11 protein-coding genes are annotated in these 15595 nt (G+C 64.3%); 3 read left to right on the plus strand and 8 right to left on the minus strand.

The window, feature by feature from the left end; all coding sequences use genetic code 11:
• Positions 1 to 60: 60 nt before the first annotated feature.
• The 7 genes from ACVINW_RS32210 to ACVINW_RS32240 all read right to left on the minus strand — a co-directional run bounded on the left by ACVINW_RS32210 (position 61) and on the right by ACVINW_RS32240 (position 7785).
• The gene (locus ACVINW_RS32210; protein WP_456754989.1) at positions 61 to 873 is read right to left on the minus strand and encodes a glucose 1-dehydrogenase; all 813 of its coding nucleotides are present in this window, start codon (positions 871 to 873) and stop codon (positions 61 to 63) included.
• An 18-nt stretch (positions 874 to 891) separates the two neighbouring features.
• A complete protein-coding gene (gene recJ / locus ACVINW_RS32215; protein WP_456754990.1) occupies positions 892 to 2733 on the minus strand; it encodes a single-stranded-DNA-specific exonuclease RecJ in 1842 nt (613 codons plus the stop codon).
• 55 nt (positions 2734 to 2788) lie between these two features.
• On the minus strand, positions 2789 to 3508 hold the full coding sequence (locus ACVINW_RS32220) for a haloacid dehalogenase type II (RefSeq protein WP_456754991.1): 720 nt from the start codon (positions 3506 to 3508) through the stop codon (positions 2789 to 2791).
• A gap of 144 nt (positions 3509 to 3652) precedes the next feature.
• Positions 3653 to 4651 carry a class II fructose-bisphosphatase gene (gene glpX / locus ACVINW_RS32225; protein ID WP_050420275.1) on the minus strand — a complete coding sequence of 333 codons (999 nt, stop codon included), beginning with the start codon at positions 4649 to 4651 and terminating at the stop codon, positions 3653 to 3655.
• Positions 4652 to 4731: 80 nt separating this feature from the next.
• Positions 4732 to 6051, minus strand: a complete 1320-nt coding sequence (locus ACVINW_RS32230) for a homoserine dehydrogenase (protein ID WP_456754992.1) — start codon at positions 6049 to 6051, stop codon at positions 4732 to 4734.
• 22 nt (positions 6052 to 6073) lie between these two features.
• Entirely contained in the window at positions 6074 to 7294 is a 1221-nt protein-coding gene (locus tag ACVINW_RS32235) for an LL-diaminopimelate aminotransferase (protein WP_456754993.1), read from the minus strand.
• Between the two features lie 215 nt (positions 7295 to 7509).
• Positions 7510 to 7785 (minus strand): hypothetical protein, encoded by a 276-nt coding sequence (locus tag ACVINW_RS32240; protein ID WP_456754994.1) that lies wholly within the window; start codon positions 7783 to 7785, stop codon positions 7510 to 7512.
• Between the two features lie 291 nt (positions 7786 to 8076).
• Here ACVINW_RS32240 and ACVINW_RS32245 point away from each other — a divergent pair, with 291 nt between their 5' ends.
• From ACVINW_RS32245 to ACVINW_RS32255, 3 genes are all read left to right on the plus strand, one after another.
• Positions 8077 to 9885 (plus strand): PHA/PHB synthase family protein, encoded by a 1809-nt coding sequence (locus ACVINW_RS32245; protein ID WP_456754995.1) that lies wholly within the window; start codon positions 8077 to 8079, stop codon positions 9883 to 9885.
• A gap of 73 nt (positions 9886 to 9958) precedes the next feature.
• The gene (locus ACVINW_RS32250) at positions 9959 to 10357 is read left to right on the plus strand and encodes an MAPEG family protein (RefSeq protein WP_456754996.1); all 399 of its coding nucleotides are present in this window, start codon (positions 9959 to 9961) and stop codon (positions 10355 to 10357) included.
• Between the two features lie 112 nt (positions 10358 to 10469).
• The gene (locus tag ACVINW_RS32255; protein ID WP_456754997.1) at positions 10470 to 14903 is read left to right on the plus strand and encodes an NACHT domain-containing protein; all 4434 of its coding nucleotides are present in this window, start codon (positions 10470 to 10472) and stop codon (positions 14901 to 14903) included.
• A gap of 92 nt (positions 14904 to 14995) precedes the next feature.
• Here ACVINW_RS32255 and ACVINW_RS32260 read toward each other — a convergent pair whose 3' ends face one another.
• Positions 14996 to 15589 carry a class I SAM-dependent methyltransferase gene (locus tag ACVINW_RS32260; RefSeq protein WP_456754998.1) on the minus strand — a complete coding sequence of 198 codons (594 nt, stop codon included), beginning with the start codon at positions 15587 to 15589 and terminating at the stop codon, positions 14996 to 14998.
• Positions 15590 to 15595 lie beyond the last annotated feature (6 nt).

A 15595-nucleotide genomic window follows, 5' to 3' on the forward strand; every position in this document is an offset into this window, starting at 1 on the left:
CTCTCCGCGTATGCTGGACAATGGATTGCTTCGTCGCTTCGCTCCTCGCAATGACGGAGACTATTGCGGCTGCCGCACCACGCCGCCGGCATTCATGCCGCCGTCGATCACGAGTTCGCTGCCGGTGACGTAGCGCGACGCGTCCGAGGCGAGGTAGAGCACGCCCTGCGCGATCTCGATCGCCTGGCCGGCGCGGCCGAGCGGCGTCGCGAACCTGGCCCGCTCTTCCGGATCGATCGGCGCGTTCTGGCCGGCGCCGGTGGCACCGGTCGGGATCTTGCCCCAGATCGGCGTGTCGATGATGCCGGGATGCACCGAGTTGACGCGGATGCCGTCGTTCACCTGCGCGCACTCCATCGCGATCGACTTGGCGAACAGCCGCACCGCGCCTTTTGTCGCGCTGTAGCCGGACAGCGTCGCCGCGCCACGCAGGCCCGCCAGCGAGGACATCATGATGATGGAGCCGCCCCCAGTTTTACGCATCAGCGGCAGCGAATGCTTCACCGACAGGAACACGCCGTCGAGATTGATCGCGGTTTGCCGGCGCCAGTCGGCGAGCGACATCTCGACGATCGAGGGCGCGCCGATGCCGATGCCGGCGTTCGAGACCATGATGTCGAGGCGGCCGTGGCGCTTGCCGATCTCAGCGACGACCTCAATCCAGCGCTCCTCACTGGTGACGTCCTGCGGCAGGAAGCTCACCTTGCGCCCGGCCTTCGTGAGCCGCGCGGCGAGCTCCGGTCCCCTCAATTCGTCGATATCGGTCGCAACGACGATCGCGCCTTCCTGCGCGAGCAGTTCGACAATGGCCTCGCCGATCCCCGACGCGCCGCCGGTGACCAGCGCGACCTTGCCTTCAACCTGTCCTGACATGTCCTCTCCCAACGTTTCTTATTTGATCACCGTCGGGCCCTGATCCGGTACCGCGACGTCGAGGACACGGAATTGCACACGTTCGGTGCCTTGCCAACGGTCGACTGCAAGAGAGCCCGCCACGTGCAATTGCTGACCGCGATTTTGCGTCAAGGCGCTGCCGAGCTTCTGTCCGACCGAGCGGAATGCGATACCGTTGACGATCGATCCGTCGCCAGACTTGAAGCGCAGCCGCAAATGCGCCTGCCCGACCTCGTCCGCATAAACAAGCTGATGCGACGGCAGCGCGATCACCGGCTCGGGATTGGCGGCCCCGAATGGACCGGCGCGATTGAGCGTCGCGGCGAATTCCGGCGTCACCGCGCGCGCGGTCACCGCGCCATCGATGAACAGCTCGTTCTCGTGCCGCGAGTTGGCGACGTCCTCCGCCAGCGCGCTTTCCATGTAGGCGCGGAATTCGGCAAGCCTCTCCTTGCGCAGAGTGACGCCGGCCGCCATCGCGTGCCCGCCGCCTTTCATCAAGAGGCCGTCATGCACCGCCTGCCGCACCGCCTTGCCGAGATCGACGCCGCCGATCGAGCGGCCCGATCCGGTGCCGATGCCACCGGGCTCGAGCGCGATCGCAAATGCCGGACGCGCGAACTTCTCCTTCAGCCGCGCGGCGACCAGCCCGACCACGCCGGGGTGCCAGCCTTCCGCCGCGGTGACGATGACGGCGCCCTTGTCCTCGAGCCCGAGCGCGGCCAGCGCCTCGGCTTCGGCCTGCGCCTCGGCCGCCTGCTCGATCACGCGTCGCTCGGCATTGAGGCGGTCGAGCTCGGCCGCGATCCGCGCCGCCTCCGAGACATCGCCCTCGAGCAGCAGCCGCACGCCGAGATCGGCGCGCCCGATGCGGCCGCCGGCATTGATGCGCGGCCCCAGCATGAAGCCGAGATGCCAGGCCTCCGGCGGGCCATTGAGCCGCGCCACATCCATCAGCGCGGTGTGGCCGACATGGTCGCGGCGGCGCATCGCGATCAGGCCCTTGGCGACGAAGGCGCGGTTGAGCCCGATCAGCGGCGCGACGTCGGCGACGGTGCCGAGCGCGACGTGATGCAGCACGCTGAGCAGGTCCGGCTCCGGCATCTCGCCGGTCCAGAAGCCGCGCCGGCGCAGCTCGCGGTTCACGGCGACGAGGGTCACGAACACGAGGCCCACGGCGGCGAGATGGCCGAGCCCGGAGAGATCGTCGGGCCGGTTCGGATTCACCAGCGCCTCGACCTCGGGAAGTTCGTCGCCGGTCTGGTGATGATCGATCACCACGACCGACATCCCGAGCTTCTTGGCTTCGGCGAGCGGCTCGATGCTGGTGGTGCCGCAATCGACCGTGACGAGCAGCGTCGCGCCCTTGGCCGCGAGCGCGCGCACGGCGTCGACGTTCGGCCCGTAGCCTTCGAAAATGCGGTCGGGAATGTGGATCAGCGGGTCGAGCCCGCAGTGGCGCAGATGCCAGGTCAAAAGCGCCGCAGAGGTCGCGCCGTCGACGTCATAGTCGCCGAAGATCGCGACCTTCTCGCCGCGCATTGCGGCATCCGCGATGCGCCGGGCGGCAGTCTCCATCTCCGTGACCGTGTGCGGATCCGGCATCAGCTTGCGGATGGTCGGGTCGAGGACGTCGGCGACCTCATCGATCGCGACATCGCGGCCCGCCAGCACCCGCGCCAGCATTTCCGGCAGATTGTGCCGCTGCACGATCGCGAGCGCCCGCGCCGCCCCGCGCGCATCCAGCCGGTCGCGCCAGAGCTTTCCGGTCAGCGACCGCGTCACACCGAGAAACGCCTGTGGCGGCTCGACGGGCAGTACGGCTGCGTGGAGCGTCATGATTCCTTTCCAATCAGGCAGGAATCGTAGCGCCTCAGTGAATCCCAGGCCAGTTCTAGCAGCCCATCCGGCTGGCGATTTCCCCGAAATCCTTGGCCACGATGTCCCACGCGCCGGTGGCCTCGAAATCGACTTTCTGCAGCGGACCGTATTCGGTCGGACGCGCCACGAACGCCGTCTTCAGGCCGTGCTTCTGCGCGTGCTTGAGATCGTAGTTGTGGGCGGCGACCATCATCACCTGCTCCGGCGGCAGGCAGAGCAGCTTCGCTGCGCCGAGATAGGTTTCCGGATCGGGCTTGTAGTGTTCGAACAGCTCGGCCGACATCACGAGGTCCCAGGGCAGGCCTGCGAACTTCGCCATGTTGGTGAGCAGCGCGACGTTGCCGTTCGACAGCGGCGAGATGATGTATTTGGTCTTCAGCCGGGTCAGGCCGGCGACGCTGTCGGGCCACCCATGCAGGCGGTGCCAGCCCTTCGTCAGATGCTGCAGGTCGGCTTCGGTGAGCCCCTTGATGTCGAACTGCGCAACCAGCTTCTCCAGCGAGCGGCGATGCAGGACGTCGAGGATGACGTAGCCGTTCTGCGGGTTCTTGCGCACCTCGTCCATCGAAGCCGCATAGACTGCGCGCCAGCCGTCGACCAGCGCGGTCCAGTCGGCCTTGATGCCGCGCGTCTCTCCCCAAGTCGTGAAATCGTTGATCAGGCTGGTGCGCCAATCGACCACGGTGCCGAACACGTCGAACACCAGCGCCTTCACCGCGGACAGATCGGACATGCGCGTCTCCCCTTGTTGTTGTTCTTTTTCGTCGTTCCGGGGCGATGCCCAGCATCGAACCCGGAACCTCGAGATTCCCCGATGCGCAATTGCACATCTGTGGTTCGCGCTTCGCGCGCCCCGGAATGACGATCGCTGTAGTCCTCAATCCAGGTGGAACTTCTCCAGCTGGCGGTGCTCGGCCTTGATGTAGCGCACGGTGCCGGTGACCGAGCGCATCACGACCGTCTCGGTCTCGATCACGTCCTTCTTGAATTTGACGCCGGTCAGCAGCGAGCCGGTGGTGACGCCGGTGGCGGCGAACAGGCAATCGCCCTTGGCCATGTCCTCGATGCCGTAGATCATCTTCGGATCGGTGACGCCCATCTTGTGGGCGCGCTCGCGCTTCTCCTCGGTGTCGAGGATCAGGCGGCACTGCATCTGGCCGCCGATGCAGCGCAGTGCGACTGCTGCCAGCACGCCCTCGGGCGCGCCGCCGGTGCCGATATACATGTCGACGCCGGTCTCGTCGGGCTTGGCGCAATGGATGACGCCGGCGACGTCGCCGTCGGTGATCAGCTGCACGGCAGCGCCGGTCGAGCGCACGCTGTTGATGATGTCGGCATGGCGCGGACGGTCGAGCACCAGCACGTTGATGGCGGTCGGATCGACGCCCTTGGCCTTGGCGAGGCGGCGGACGTTGTCGGCCGGCGGCGCGTCGAGCTCGATCACGTTCTTGGCGTAGCCCGGGCCGATCGCGATCTTTTGCATGTAGACGTCGGGCGCGTGCAGCAGCGTGCCGCCATCGGCCATCGCCATGGTGGCGATCGAGCCCGGCATGTTCTTGGCGCACAGCGTGGTGCCTTCGAGCGGGTCGACCGCGATGTCGACCTTGGGGCCGGCATTGAGGCCGACCTTCTCGCCGATGAACAGCATCGGCGCCTCGTCGCGCTCGCCCTCCCCGATCACGACCGTGCCCTCGATCGGCAGCTTGTTGAGCTCGCGCCGCATCGCGTCGACCGCAGCCTTGTCGGCGGCCTTCTCCTGGCCGTGGCCGCGCAGCCGCGCGGCCGACACCGCCGCGCGCTCCGTCACGCGCACGATTTCGAGCGTCAGGATGCGCTCGAGCAGCATCTGCGGCGGAACGGAAATATGGGTCGACATCAGCGTAACTCCTTAAGCGTCTGGGACAGGCCAGCCTGCCCGCATCAATCGTCTCACGCCCGACCCGTTCAGGCCATGCGCTAGTTTTTCTCGATCCGGATCACCTGCGGCCGACCGCTGATGACCTTATCGCGCTGCACTGCGGCCAGCGCACGATGCACGGCATCCTCGCTGGTCGCATAGGTAATCAGAATGACCGGGACCGGTGAAGGTTTTTTGGCCGCACCGTTCACATCGACGCCATCCGGGTGCCGTTGCACGATGGATTCCAGAGATATCTTCTGTTCCGCGAGACGGGTGGCGATTGTTGCGGCAGTGCCTGCAAGATCGCGCGCCATCAGGCGGATATAGTAGCCACCCTCATGGCGTTCCATCGGCGCCTTGGTGGTGTCACGCAACCGCTCCACCGGGCGCCCGAACGGTTTGGCGCGGATGCCGCGGGCGACATCGGCGATGTCAGCGACCACGGCCGAGGCCGTCGCGCCGCCGCCGGCGCCGGGCCCGACCAGCGTGATCGGGGGAATGCCCTCGCCGTCGATCGCGACCGCGTTGGTCACACCCATCACCTGGGCGATCGAGGACGATTTCGGCACCATGGTCGGGTGCACGCGCTGCTCAATGCCCTTTGCCGTGCGCACGGCCACGCCGAGCAGCTTGACGCGGTAGCCGAGTTCCGCGGCGGCCTTGAGGTCTTCCGGCGTGATCGAGGAAATGCCTTCGACGTAAACCGCGCTTTCCGCGACCTTGGTTCCGAAGGCGAGGCTCGCCAGGATCGCGAGCTTCTGCGCGGTATCGTGACCGTCGACGTCGAATGACGGGTTGGCTTCGGCATAGCCGAGGCGCTGGGCGTCCTTCAGGCACTCCTCGAACGACAGACCCTCCTGCTCCATCCGGGTCAGGATGTAATTGCAGGTGCCGTTGAGTATGCCATAGACGCGGTTGACGCTGGTGCCGGCAAGGCCCTCGCGCAGCGTCTTGATGACCGGGATCGCCGCGCCGACCGCCGCCTCGAAGTTCAACGCGCCGCCATGCTTCTCGGCGGCCGCCGCGAGCCGCAGGCCGTGCTTGGCGATCAGCGCCTTGTTGGCGGTCACGACCGACTTGCCGGCCTTCAGCGCGGTCTCGATCGCAGACAGCGCCGGATCGCCCGCGCCGCCCATCAATTCGACGAAGCACTCGATATTCGGATCTTCGGCGAGCGCCTCGGGGCTCTTGGCCCAGGCGATACCGCCGAGGTCGAGGCCGCGCTTCTTGGCCTTCGAGCGCGCCGTGACGGCGACCACGCGAACGGGTCGGCCGCTGCGCTCGGCCAGCGCCCGTCCTTGCGTTTCGATGAGGCGGACGACATCGGCACCGACGGTGCCGAGCCCCGCTATGCCCACGTTCAGGGGTGCGACCATGGATTTAAGCAACCTGGAAGGATTAGCGCCGGTTGGCGAGAGGAACGACGTTGTGCAACGTTTCGATGCCGCTTTCAAGGAAGCGGCGCACGCCGCGCGCGGCCTGCCGGATGCGCTGCTCGTTCTCCACCATCGCGATGCGGACATAGCCTTCGCCGTGCTCGCCGAACGCAACGCCGGGCGACACCACGACGCCGGATTTCTCCACCATCAGGGTCGCGAACTGCATGCTGCCGACCGCCTCGAATGCCTTGGGCAGCGGCGCCCAGGCGAACATCGAGGCCTGCGGCGGCGGAATCTCCCAGCCGGCGCGGCCGAATGACTCGACCAACGCATCGCGGCGCTTGCGGTAGGTGTCGCGCATCTCCCGGATGCAGTCGTCCGGACCGTTCAGCGCCGCGGTCGCCGCCACCTGGACCGGCGTGAAGGCGCCGTAATCGAGATAGGACTTGACCCGCGCGAGCGCGGCGATGATGCGCTCATTGCCGACCGCAAAGCCCATGCGCCAGCCGGCCATCGAGAATGTCTTCGACATCGAGGTGAATTCGACGGTGACGTCGATCGCGCCGGGCACCTGCAGCACCGACGGCGGCGGATTGTTGTCGTCGAAATAGACTTCGGCGTAGGCGAGATCGGACAGGATGAAGATGTCGTGCTTCTTCGCGAACGCGACCAGATCCTTGTAGAAGTCGAGGTCCGCGACATAGGCGGTCGGGTTCGACGGGTAGCAGACGATCAGCGCGATCGGCTTCGGGATCGAATGGATGATCGCCCGCTCGACCGCCTCGAAGAATTGCGGCGTCGGCTCCGACGGCACCGAGCGGATCACGCCGCCCGCCATCAGGAAGCCGAAGGCGTGGATCGGGTAGCTCGGATTCGGGCACAGCACGACGTCGCCCGGCGCGGTGATGGCCTGCGCGACGTTGGCAAAGCCCTCCTTTGAGCCGAGCGTCGCCACCACCTGGGTATCCGGGTTGAGCTTGACACCGAAGCGGCGCGCGTAATAGGCGGCCTGGGCCTTGCGCAGGCCGTTGATGCCGCGCGAGGCCGAGTAGCGATCGGTGCGCGGCTTGCCCAGTGTCTCCTTGAGCTTCTCGATCACATGCGGCGGGGTCGGCAGGTCCGGATTGCCCATGCCCATATCGATGATGTCGGCCCCGGCATTGCGCGCGGCCGCCTTGGCCTGGTTGACCTTTTCAAAGACGTAAGGCGGCAGACGGCGAATGCGGTAAAAATCTTCCATGGGACCCTTGCTCCGACAACCGCGATGCCAGAATCGACCCCCTTGGTAAGCCTGCGGAAGCCGTCACGGCCTCTTACAAAAATCGCGCCGAATCAACGATTTAGAGCGAACTCAGGCGCACGATCTGGGGGCTGCGGCCGGATCTGCGGTTGAACCGGGTTTCTTTTAGCACGGACGCCGGGCGGCGCCAGCGCTGATCGCCCACCAGGCGCAGCTCACTTGCCGGCCTGGGCCGACGCCTGAGCCTGACGCTCGCGTGCGGCAATCAGCTCCTGCTCGATCTTGGCCTGATCGGCCGGCTTGATCGTCGGATCGGCCCGGTCGGGCGGAAGGTCATGGACCGGCAGATAGCCGCTGGCATCCTTGGCCCGGGCCGGCGCATCGGCCGGCATGGCCATATCGGCGATCGTGCTCGAGCACCCGCTCAGCGCCACCATCGACGCGAGCAGCACCACGGCCGCGAGCCCCCTGTTCATTCGATCGATCGGCATGCGCCGAATTGTCCCCAACAAGCTAGCGCGCACGTCGCACGTTGCCGACACGGGTCGCACTGGTACGAGCCTTGCAGCGTCCCCGCTGCGTTAATTTCGACTTTAGCGTTTCAAACCATTGTCGCCCGAAACACTTAAAGCGGAAACAAGAAAAGCGACCCCTGAGGCTTCAATATGACGGAACAAAGATTTTTTGTCGCACCGCAACAGAGTGAAACGTCGGATTTTGCCTGATTTCCCTTGCCGCACCGCGCGATGACGCCCCCCAAACGACGCGATAGTGTCCTGCAGATGAGCAACGTCATTCCCAACACCCAAGCAGCCCCCAAATTCAACGCCGAAGCCTTCGCCATGAACATCGCGCGGGCGATGGAGAGCAGCGGCCAGGCGCTGGCCGCCTATCTCAAGCCGCGCCAGACCGGGGAAGTCCGCGACAAGCCGCCGAACGAGCTCGGTGAGGTCATCAAGACCTTCAGCGTGATTGCCGAATACTGGCTGTCCGACAAGGAGCGCGCCTCGTCGCTGCAGATGCAGCTCGGCAAGGACTACCTCGATCTCTGGGGCTCGGCGGTGCGCCGCATGGCCGGCGAAGCCGACGCCAAGCCGGCGATCGTGCCGCCCCCCCGCGACAAGCGCTTCCAGGATCCGGAATGGAAGTCGAACCAGTTCTTCGACTTCATCCTGCAGCTTTATCTGTTGACCTCGAAATGGGCGCAGCAGCTGGTCCGTGACGCCGACGGAATCGATCCGCACACCCGCAAGAAGGCCGAATTCTACGTTCAGCAGATCAGCAACGCGCTGGCGCCGTCGAACTTCGTGCTGACCAATCCGGAGGTGCTGCGCACCACCGTCGAGACCAACGGCGACAATCTGGTGCGCGGCATGAAGATGCTGGCCGAGGACATCGAGGCCGGCCACGGCACGCTGCGGATCCGCCAGTCCGATTCGAGCAATCTCGAGGTCGGCGTCAACATGGCGACGACGCCGGGCAAGGTGATCTACCAGAACGAGCTGATGCAGCTGATCCAGTATTCCCCGGCAACCGAGAACGTGCTGCGCACGCCGCTGCTGATCGTGCCGCCCTGGATCAACAAGTTCTACATCCTCGATCTGCGCCCCGAGAAATCCTACATCAAATGGTGCGTCGACCAGGGCATAACGGTGTTCGTGATCTCCTGGGTCAATCCCGACAAAGAGCTCGGCAAGAAGACCTGGGCGGATTACATGACCGAAGGCCCGCTCACGGCGATGGACGTGATCGAGAAAGCCACCGGCGAGATGAAGGTGCACACCGCCGGCTATTGCGTCGGCGGCACCCTGCTCGCCTCGACGCTGGCCTATCTCGCCGAGAAGCGTCGCCAGCGCGTGACCTCGGCGACGTTCTTTGCCGCGCAGGTCGACTTCACCCATGCCGGCGACCTCCTGGTCTTCGTCGACGAGGACCAGATCTCGGCGCTGGAACGCGACATGCAGGAATCCGGCGTGCTCGAAGGCAGCAAGATGGCGATGGCCTTCAACATGCTGCGCTCGAACGACCTGATCTGGTCGTATGTCGTGAACAATTACCTGAAGGGCCAACCGCCCTCCTCGTTCGACCTGCTGCACTGGAATTCGGATGCGACGCGGATGCCGTCGTCGAACCATTCCTACTATCTGCGCAACTGCTATCTGGAGAACCGGCTGTCGACCGGCACGATGGTGCTCGACAACACGCTGCTCGATCTGTCGAAGGTGAAGGTGCCGGTCTACAACCTCGCCGCCCGCGAGGATCACATCGCGCCGGCGGAATCGGTGCTGTACGGCTCGCAGTTCTTCGGCGGCCCGGTGAAGTATGTGCTGTCCGGCTCCGGCCATATCGCCGGCGTGGTCAATCCGCCTGCGTCGAACAAGTACCAGTACTGGACCAACGACAACATCAAGGACGTCAAGCTCGCCGACTGGCTGAAGGGCGCCGAGGAGCACAAGGGTTCGTGGTGGCCCGACTGGCGCGCCTGGCTGGAGAGCCATGATCCGGAGACGGTTCCGGCGCGCATGGTGGGGGCGAACGGAATGCAGGCGCTCGAGGATGCCCCGGGCAGCTATGTCCGCGTCCGCGCATAGCGCGACATCGTCCGCTCAGCTATAAACAAACGGTCCCGGCGGTCGGGAATCGCATTGACGTGAGGGGGAGACGATGACGCGCGAACTGTTCTGGCTGTCGCTGACGGTGATCCTGACCGGGCTGTTGTGGATCCCCTACATCATCAATCGCTGCCAGGTGCGCGGCCTCTCCGGCGCCATGGGCAATCCCTCGCGCACCGACAAGCCGCATGCCGAATGGGCCAACCGGTTGATGTTCGCCCACGACAACGCGGTCGAGAACCTCGTGATCTTCGCGCCGCTGGTCTTGATCCTCAACGCGGCCGATTACTCCACCAAATGGACCGTGCTGGCCTGCGCGGTCTATTTCTGGGCCCGCGTCGCACATCTGGTCGTCTACACGCTCGGCCTGCCGGTGTTCCGCACGCTGGCCTTCACGGTCGGCTTCCTTGCCCAGGCGGTGCTGGCGCTCGCGATCTTCAAGATCGTCTGAGCTGCAGCGTGGCGCCAGTTGAGGCACAGGCGTTGCTTGTGCCTCCTACTGCCCCCTTGCCTGCGTGGGATGGGTTCACGCCGATAGTCGCGTCAACGCATTCTGACTTGTGATGACAAAACGCGACGAATTCCGAGCTGCAACAATCCGAACGCTGGCGAACCGGGCGGGCAACCACTGCTGCAATCCGGAGTGTCGGCGTCTCACCTCGGGCCCAGCATTGGCGGAGGACAAGTCCGTCAATGTCGGGCAAGCGGCACACATCACCGCTGCGGCGCCCGGGCCCGGCGCCAAGAGATACGACGCCACCCTGACGAAGGAAGAGCGCCGCGCGCCAAGCAACGGCATCTGGCTGTGCCAACTCTGCGCCAAGCTGATCGACACCGACGAGGCGCGCTTCACGACCGAGCTTTTGCGCAACTGGAAGCAGGACGCCGAAGAACGCGCATTTCGGGACATAGCAACCGCCGCGTCGGGGGCCTCTCGGCGACCGGCAATCGTCGTGGAACTTGACGATGAAGACCGCGAATTCCTCCTCTCCCTAGCGTTGCCGCAGAAAGACCGCCTCGACACGGTGATCGCGCGCATGCTGCCGGCGGCCCGGCGCGATATCGCAATCTTCCGGAACACGAAAGAATGGCCATCGCATGCCGTTGCTCTGAACTTGACGCTTCGCGGGAGCGATGGCAGCGGGCATGCGGCGACGATTGCAGGCTTGGCTAACGGCGTCGGAGCCGCCGAAGCGGTAAATATCGTCGCGCCGCCCGGCACCGGCAAGACGACGACACTCGTCCAACTGGCTGAAACGCTGGTTGAGTCCGGCAAAGTAGTCGCAGGGTTTGTGCCATTGGGCGAATGGTCGGACCGCCGTGAGGATTTCTTCACCTTCTTGACGCGACGTAACGCCTTTGGCATTTTCCGTGCTCAGCACTTCATGCAGCTCGCCTATCACGGCCGCTTTGCACTACTGCTCGATGGGTGGAACGAACTGGATCCGGCGGCACGGGTTGCGGCCACCCGCCTCCTGAAGGCGCTCAGGCGCGAATATCCTTTGCTCGGCATAGTAATAGGGACACGGCGGCACCTCCTGCCGATTTCCGGCGCGGTCGTCGAAGTCGACCCGCTTTCCGAGGGCCAACAACTTGAACTAGCTAGGGCATTGCGAGCACAAGAGGGTGAAGCGCTAGTGGACCAGGCCTGGCGTACACCGGGCGTGCGCGATCTCGTGACCATCCCGCTCTACCTGACGGCCCTCCTTCGCAGCACGCCAAACGCGAAATTCCCGCAGACGAAAGAAGAAGTCTTGCGGCTTTTTGTTACGCAACACGAAGAAGAGCCGGAAAAGGCGGCGATCCTGCAAAAGGAATTGCTCGGCTTTCATAGTGATATGCTGACTGGCCTCGGCGTCGAAGCAAATAGTGTTGCGAAGACGGTGCTCTCGGACACGTCCGCCAACCGGGTCATCGCTGAAGTGGGCGCGCGTTTGGCCGCGGCGGGGCAATTCACAACCCCTCCCCAGCCTACGATCACAATCGAGGTTCTGGTAGGCAATCACCTCTTGGTCCGCGTCCCCTCGGGCGGCATTTCGTTCCAGCATCAACAATTCCAGGAATGGTACGCCTCGCTCGACGTCAGCCGGATCATGCGCGAGGCAGGGAATGGCGACGTGATAGCGCGATTAAGGCTCCGGACGGACGTTCTGAACTGGCCAGCTTGGGAGGAAGCAGTCCTGTTCGCCTGCGAGCGGTTGTCGCGCGAGAATGCCGGCGGCGCGCAGGCGGTCGCGGCTGCGATCCGCGAAACACTCGGAATCGATCCGATGTTGGCCGCCGAAATGATCTTTCGCTCATCACCTGAAACTTGGACGCTGATCGGCGCCGAAACGACGACCTTTGTGGCGCGTTGGCACACGGCCGGCGAGGCGGACCGCGCGGCTCGCTTCATGATGACGACTGGCCGGCCAGAGTTCGCGCCGCAAATCTGGCCGTTGATCTCGAGTCCTGACCAACAGGTCTATCTCAGCGCTTTGCGCTCGCCCCCGCGCTTTCGACCGTCGGTCTTGGGCAGTGCCGCAGAGCAAAAGCTTGCTGCATTGCCGCTGGAAACACGCAAACACGTCGTGGCGGAAATCGCGAGTTACAGCGGTTTCGATGGCATTGAACTGGCTATGCGCGTGGCAAAAGCCGACCCGAACGCGGATGCGGTGCTCGAAGTACTCCAAGCGCTGCAATTCCGGCGCGCAGACCGGATGGTGACGGAAATTTTGCAGACCGCGTCAGATGTGGTTTGGCAGCTTGCGGCGCACGCCGGATATCCCGACGAACTTGCCGATCCGACGCAGAACGAAAGGCTCGCGGGGCTTCGGCGGACGCAGATCGAAACGGAAACCGATCCCGTGAATTGCCTGAGGAGCCTTGCCAAGCATCAGGTTGAGGACCCAGAAGCTGATACACGGATCGAGGAGTTGATTGCGGCATCCAACTTTCCGGCAAAAGGTGACGTGGCAGCGCGTGCTCTCCAAGAGGCCCAGGCCACCTATCCCGGAGCGGTGCGGAGAGCCCTTCAGCGCCGTGTCGCTACACGCTTGGACTTGCCTTTTGGGGCACACGAGTTCCTGACCGGCGGCGATGCCCTTGATGAGGGTCCCGTCGTGGAGGCTTTGCTCGATGCGGAGACACCAGAAACCGTCATCCGAGTCGCCTTCGTGGTCGCCGGTCCCAAGACCATCGGTGCGGTGATCGACCGACTTTTTGAACTACATGAGGCCTATCAACGCGATAGCAACGGCTGGGGACGCGCGGAACAAGGGGCCGAACGCGAGGAATACGGGCGGTTGCGGACCGCTATCGGAGCCTCACGCCAAGATTCGTTTCTAACGGCTCTGTTGGAACGCGCGGAAACGGACGATCCCATCCGTATCGAATTTCTCGCCGATCTTCTGCGCTGGCACGGCCCGCCCGGTGATGATGTCAGGTCTGACGTTAGCGAACAGACACGTTCTGCCATGGTTAGAACCCTTCAGCATTGGAAGAACACCCTGCTGCAATTACCGCACGCCAATCGACATCAAATGGCTGCGGTGTCCCGGGCGATGATCCGTTTTCCCGATCCGCAATTCGTTCCGGGATTGCGTCGAATGCTGGAGCGCGACCTCGCAGATTGGGCAAGGGCGCGCGAGGAGCGAGCGAACGCGCCTCATCGCGGCCCCACCTCGCCCGACGTGACGCATAATCACACCTTGGGATATCAAAGCGCATTTGCCGCAATCGGAAGCGAGACGGCGGTCACCGCCCTGAAGGAGTATCTGCCCGATCCGCGTTTTGGCGTGCAAGCGGCCAGCGCTCTCTTGGAGATTTGGAACCGCGACAATCCATCGGGCAAGGCGCCGATTGTAGCGTTCGGGCGGGACTATTCACGCGCCAGACTACTTGAGAAACAACGCCGCGAGACACCTGAAATGCTTCCGACCTGTGACTATGCGGAGGCGATCTTTAACGTCGCAAGATCGATCGGCTCCAACGAAGCGGACTCTCGCGTCCAACTACATGCAATCGCTCTCGCGGCCATCGGTCTCGGCATGCCGCACGGCTTGAAGCGTACCGAGATCGACAACCTACTTGCACTCCCCGTCACTTACGCAGCCAAACAGCGGCTTCTTATCGCGAGCGCAATGGCTGGCGAGGTTCTCCGGTCCGATACCCTCGTGGCGGGATTTGACGAGCTGCTTGAAGCTGGCAAGACGCAGTCGTGGCGGCTGGGGGAAAATCACGGCGAGGTGATGAATTGGGTCGAACTGTTCGCCTTCTCAGACCATCCCGAGGCCGTGCTCGGCCTGCTTGACCGGTTGCCCCAGGAATACGGTTATCCAAGTTCGTTGGATCGCCTGCTGTCAGCGCTTGCTAAGAGCCCGCATGAAGGGGCCCTTGATGTCCTTCAGGAGCTCGCCCGCCGCGATGCGCGATTCTTAGACCGACATGACTGGGCACACGCCGTCATCAAGGTCGGCTCCGAGAAATCCGGCCAGACCTTTCTGTCGCTAATCAGCGATGGCGAACTAGGCAATGCGCGTGGCGCTGATTCCTTTCACCTATCGAGACTGCTCGCGCGCCTCGGCGAGGAATTCCATGCCCTCAAGGAAGGAATGCTGCAATCCTATCAGCGCTTGAACGGAGGGCGGCCGAAATCAATCATCGAGGCGGCGCTCATCGAGCTCGCAGACGCGCCAGTCATTCGTGCGCTGGTTCGCGGCTATGCGACTGACCATCGGCCTTACGATGGCGGGCTTGCGAGCGCGCTGCGCAACGCCGCGCTTGGGCGACGCCCCGTCGAAGGCTGGAGCGCGAACGCCTATGAGGAGTTCAGCGTGTCGCTCGCCGAGCTTCGCCGGGAACTGTTGGGACTTACCTTGGCGGGGGACGCGCAATCCCGACTGGCGCAAGCATGCCTAGTCGAGATCGAGGAATTGCGAGACGAGCATGGCCGGGTTGATGACGAGCCGCGCCACCCCGATATCTCTTCGGGACAACCTTGGCCGATCATCCTGTGACACCTGTGTGTGGGGGACCATATCTGAAGCTCGGGCAGGACCTCGAACGATGAATCAGATATCAAAAAGGTTTGGAATCTGCTTGTCCTTCGCTAGTCCCCATTCTTGCGCACCACGATGTGCAGCATCGTGGCGGGCGCCTCGTCAAAACTCTTGATCTCGCTGGTGTCGGACGAGACTTGCGCCCACGCTCCTGACGCGGCGTAGGTCGACGCCAGCCAATCCGCGGCGGGATAATTGTAGTAGCGGCCGATACTGTCACGGCCGTCGCCATGGCCGATCTTGTAGCTCGCGTAGAACAGGCCGCCGGGTTTCAGCGCCCGACGGATGCGGCCGAGGATGCCGGCGAGCTCGTCGCGCGGCACGTGCAGCAGGCAGGCGCTGGCCCAGACTCCGTCATAGGCCTCACAATCCTCGAGCTCATCGAACAGCATCGCCTCGACGGGATGGTTGATGCGGCGCGCCGCCACCTCTGCCATCTCGGGTGAGCCGTCGGTCGCACGCAGCACGAAGCCTGCGGCGAGCATCACCGCGGCATGATTGCCGGCACCGCAGCCGAGTTCGAGGATCGCGCCGCCCGGCGGCAGCAGCTTGAGAAAGCCGACCAGCCGGGTCGACGGGGCTTTCGCCCACCCGGCATAGGCTTCGGCATGGCGCCGGTAGAATTGCAGCGTGGCGTCGTCCACCCGCGT

It is taken from the genome of Bradyrhizobium sp. USDA 4461, from assembly GCF_054055655.1.

Excerpts from the sequence above, each read along its gene's own strand:
- ACVINW_RS32230 (WP_456754992.1), bottom strand. The coding sequence starts at position 6,051 with ATGGTCGCACCCCTGAACGTGGGCATAGCGGGGCTCGGCACCGTCGGT.
- ACVINW_RS32210 (WP_456754989.1), bottom strand. The coding sequence starts at position 873 with ATGTCAGGACAGGTTGAAGGCAAGGTCGCGCTGGTCACCGGCGGCGCG.
- ACVINW_RS32255 (WP_456754997.1), top strand. The coding sequence starts at position 10,470 with ATGACAAAACGCGACGAATTCCGAGCTGCAACAATCCGAACGCTGGCG.
- glpX (WP_050420275.1), bottom strand. The coding sequence starts at position 4,651 with ATGTCGACCCATATTTCCGTTCCGCCGCAGATGCTGCTCGAGCGCATC.
- ACVINW_RS32220 (WP_456754991.1), bottom strand. The coding sequence starts at position 3,508 with ATGTCCGATCTGTCCGCGGTGAAGGCGCTGGTGTTCGACGTGTTCGGC.
- ACVINW_RS32235 (WP_456754993.1), bottom strand. The coding sequence starts at position 7,294 with ATGGAAGATTTTTACCGCATTCGCCGTCTGCCGCCTTACGTCTTTGAA.
- ACVINW_RS32240 (WP_456754994.1), bottom strand. The coding sequence starts at position 7,785 with ATGCCGATCGATCGAATGAACAGGGGGCTCGCGGCCGTGGTGCTGCTC.
- ACVINW_RS32245 (WP_456754995.1), top strand. The coding sequence starts at position 8,077 with ATGAGCAACGTCATTCCCAACACCCAAGCAGCCCCCAAATTCAACGCC.
- recJ (WP_456754990.1), bottom strand. The coding sequence starts at position 2,733 with ATGACGCTCCACGCAGCCGTACTGCCCGTCGAGCCGCCACAGGCGTTT.
- ACVINW_RS32250 (WP_456754996.1), top strand. The coding sequence starts at position 9,959 with ATGACGCGCGAACTGTTCTGGCTGTCGCTGACGGTGATCCTGACCGGG.